The sequence below is a fragment of the Streptomyces sp. NPDC059900 genome (genome assembly GCF_050270335.1).
Lineage (GTDB): Bacteria > Actinomycetota > Actinomycetes > Streptomycetales > Streptomycetaceae > Streptomyces.
Window position 1 is genome coordinate 1 of record NZ_JBNNJZ010000389.1, and the last position, 3,516, is coordinate 3,516.

General features: G+C 69.2%; 3 protein-coding genes. 2 read left to right on the forward strand and 1 reads right to left on the reverse strand.

Annotated elements, in window-relative coordinates; genetic code table 11:
* Positions 1–189: 189 nt before the first annotated feature.
* Positions 190–891, reverse strand: coding sequence for a DUF2470 domain-containing protein (locus ACQKIP_RS33500; RefSeq protein WP_365856561.1), 702 nt, complete (start codon positions 889–891; stop codon positions 190–192).
* Between the two features lie 186 nt (positions 892–1,077).
* Here ACQKIP_RS33500 and ACQKIP_RS33505 point away from each other — a divergent pair, with 186 nt between their 5' ends.
* Both ACQKIP_RS33505 and ACQKIP_RS33510 read left to right on the forward strand, forming a co-directional pair.
* Positions 1,078–1,701 carry a TetR/AcrR family transcriptional regulator gene (locus ACQKIP_RS33505; RefSeq protein ID WP_365856563.1) on the forward strand — a complete coding sequence of 208 codons (624 nt, stop codon included), beginning with the start codon at positions 1,078–1,080 and terminating at the stop codon, positions 1,699–1,701.
* A gap of 117 nt (positions 1,702–1,818) precedes the next feature.
* On the forward strand, positions 1,819–3,393 hold the full coding sequence (locus ACQKIP_RS33510; protein WP_365857106.1) for an MDR family MFS transporter: 1,575 nt from the start codon (positions 1,819–1,821) through the stop codon (positions 3,391–3,393).
* The last annotated feature ends 123 nt before the right edge of the window (positions 3,394–3,516 follow it).

Sequence of the window (3,516 nt, forward strand, 5' to 3'; positions counted from 1 at the left end):
CTTCTCGACCAAGCCCGCAGGCAGCGGGAGCTGCTCACCGATCCTTAGATTGCCCCGGGAAGCTGACGCAAGGTATGCACGCCGGTGCTGTGCAAGGGGCACCTCCTGAACTCCCTTGCGGAGCGGCGTATTCCGGGAGCCGTGCTTCGACTTGCCGTGGGGCGGCAGGGCGGCAGGGCGACAAGGCGGTCAGACGATCAGGCGGCCCCGGTGGGAGGCGCGGCGGGCCGCGGCCAGGAGACCGCGGATCTGCGTGCCTGCCTGGTCGATGTTGCTGAGGGGTGTGGCGAACGGCAGCCGGACGTCAGCGTGAGTGACGGGGTACTCCAGGCGCAGTGTCACGCCATAGCGGTCCAGGGCCAGCGGGATCGCGCGCAGCATGCCCTTGGCCGGGCGTGGTTGGACGAGGCGGACCAGGAGAGGGACGAGCTCTTGGTGGCTGTCCACGAGGTGGGTCAGCATGTCCGCTTCGCTGCCCGTGACCGGGTCCGGGGTGACCGCGCAGAGCTGGTCCAGGGAGACGAAGTGGCGGCCCTGATCGTCCTTGAGGAGCGCCTGGCCGAACTCCATGCAGGTGCTCTCGGGCGACTCGTGGCTGTAGGGGGCCGCGAGGAGTCCGGTGACGGTGACGCGGGCGCGCAGGCGATCACGTACGGCGGTGGGCGCGATGTCGGTGAACTCCAGGCGGACCGGACGGCGTTCAGCCGGGGAGGACGGGCTTTCCTGGCCCGGGGCGTGCAGGTGGATGTGCCCCGCACCCGCGCCGTCGAGCCGGTGGATCTCGGTGTGGGACCCGTCGCTGATCACTGTCATCGACTGCGCCGCGTGCAGGATCGCGTGCACGCGTTCGGCGGGGGTCGGCTGCGTGCCGCGGGTGCTGTGTGGGCGCATCCAAATGCTCCATGCCGTTGAAGAGACCCAGTGAAGAGACCCAAGCTCTACTTAGGTATGCCTAACCTAACTCATTGAGGTGGTCGGCGAACAGCGGGTGGCGTCAAGTGGATTGCGGGCGCCGGTCGGGGAGTGGTGGGCGTTAATTTTGCATGCTCTGCATCTTTGCGTACTCTGCAAGATGTGATGAGCAAAGACGCCGCGCCCGGACTCCGCGAGCGCAAAAAGCGCGCCACGCGGGCGGCGTTGGCCGATGCCGCGGTGCGACTGGCCGCCGAGCACGGCGCGGAGAACGTGACCGTCGAGGCGATCAGCAGCGCGGCGGGCGTCTCGCCGCGCACCTTCTTCAACTACTTCGACAGCCACGACGACGCCTTCCTCATGATCGACGAGGAGGTCGGCGAGCGGATCCGGCGCGCCGTGCGCCAGGCACGCGCCGACGTGCCCGTCCTGGACGTGCTGCGAGAGGCGTTCGCCGCCGAGCTGGTGGACATCGAGGAGCGCCACGAAATCTGGAGCCTGCGGGCCAAGGTCTTCCAGCGCTCGCCGCACCTCCTCGTCCGCGGCCTGGGGGCCCACATGGCCGAGGAGTCGGAGCTGGCGCAGGCGATCGCCGAACGGCTCGGATCAGCGCCGGGCGAGGCGGTCGGTCTCTACCCCCGGCTGGTCGCCGCGGCCTCCACGACCGCCGTCCGGGTCGCCATCGAGGACTGGTGCGCGCGGACCACGGACGCCGCCTTCGTCGACGTCTTCTGCCTCACGTTCGCGCACCTGGCCGCAGGTCTGGCCGCGCCTGCAGCGGATTCCTGAGCCCGCAGCACCCCTGACTTCTGCTTCTGCCCGTTCTGCCCGACCAGCGGACCGACTTCCAATTCCAAGAGGGACATCTTGAGCACAGCAGCGGCGCCCGAGCAGGCGCCCACCGCCATGAGCAACAAACAGATACTCCAGGCCATGTCCGGGCTGATGGCCGGCATGTTCGTCGCCATCCTGGCCGGCACGGTCGTGGCCAACGCACTCCCGCGCATCATCGCCGACCTCGGCGCCAGCCAGTCCTCCTACACCTGGGTCGTCACCTCCGAACTGCTCGCCATGACGGCGACCGTCCCCCTGTGGGGCAAGCTCTCGGACCTCTACAACAAGAAGCTGCTCCTGCAGCTCTCCCTGGCCATGTTCGTCGTCGGCTCGCTGCTCGCCGGGTTCTCGCAGGGCGTTGGCCTGCTCATCTTCAGCCGCGTCGTGCAGGGCATCGGCGCCGGTGGCCTGACCGCGCTGGCGCAGGTCGTCATGGCGGCCGTCATCCCGCCGCGCAGGCTCGGCAAGTACGCGGGCATCTTCGGCGCCGTGTTCGCCGTGGGCACGGTGGCAGGTCCGCTGGTCGGCGGCGTCCTGGTGGACACCTCCTGGCTCGGCTGGCGCTGGTGCTTCTTCATCGGCGTGCCGTTCGCGCTCCTGGCCATCCTCATCCTGCAGCGCACGCTCCAACTGCCCACCGTGCGCCGCGAAGTGAAGATCGACTTCCTGGGTGCGTTCCTCATCGTGGCCGGTGTCTGCGCGCTCCTCATCTGGACCTCGCTGGCGGGCCAGCAGTTCGACTGGGCGTCCTGGCAGACCGCGGCGCTCACCGGTACGGGTGTGATCCTCCTGGTGGCGGCGGTGTTCGTCGAGTCGCGGGTGCCCGAGCCGATCATTCCGCTCGCCATCTTCCGCAACAGGACCGTCACGCTGACGACCGTCGCGAGTCTGCTGGTGGGTGTGGCCATGTTCGGCGGCACCGTCTTCCTCTCGCAGTACTTCCAGATCGCGCTCGGCAAGTCCCCGACGGTGGCGGGCCTGATGAGCCTGCCGATGATCCTGGGTCTCCTGGTGTCCTCCACCATCGCCGGCCAGATCATCAGCAGGACAGGAAAGTGGAAGGCCTACCTCGTCGCGGGTGCCGTCATCATGACCGCGGGGCTCGGGCTGCTCGCCACCATCGACGCCGGAACCGGCTTCGGCATCCTCAGCCTGTACATGGCGGTGCTCGGCATCGGCGTCGGCATGCTGATGCAGAACCTGGTCCTGGCCGCGCAGAACGACGTACCGGCCGCCGAGCTGGGCGCGGCCACCTCCGTCCTGTCCTTCTTCCGCAGCATGGGCGGCACGATCGGCACCAGCGTCCTGGGCGCCGTCCTCGCCAACCGCGTCGCTTCGGAGATCTCCAAGAGCGTCGGGTCGGCGGGCGGTGCGGCTGCCGGCAGCTCCGGCGGCGGCGAGGGCTCGGTCCCCGACATGACGAAACTGCCCGCGCCGATGCGGGAGATCGTGGAGAACGCCTACGGCCTGGCCACCGCCGACCTCTTCCTGCTGGCGGCCCCGTTCGCGGCGCTCGCCCTCGTCGCGGTGCTCTTCATCAAGGAGAAGCCGCTGAAGACGACCAGCGGCATGGAGCGGCTCGCCGAGGAGAACGGCACGCAGCCGGACGACGACAGCAAGAACACCGCGCCGGCACCGGTCGCCTAGCGCAGTCGCCTTCGCCACGAGGAGCGGCCGCCGGACACCCCACAAGGGCGGTGGGGCGGCCGGGCCCGGGTGAGGGTGGGGGGGGAAGACGGGGGTTAGTGGGGCGAGGGATAAAAAACACGC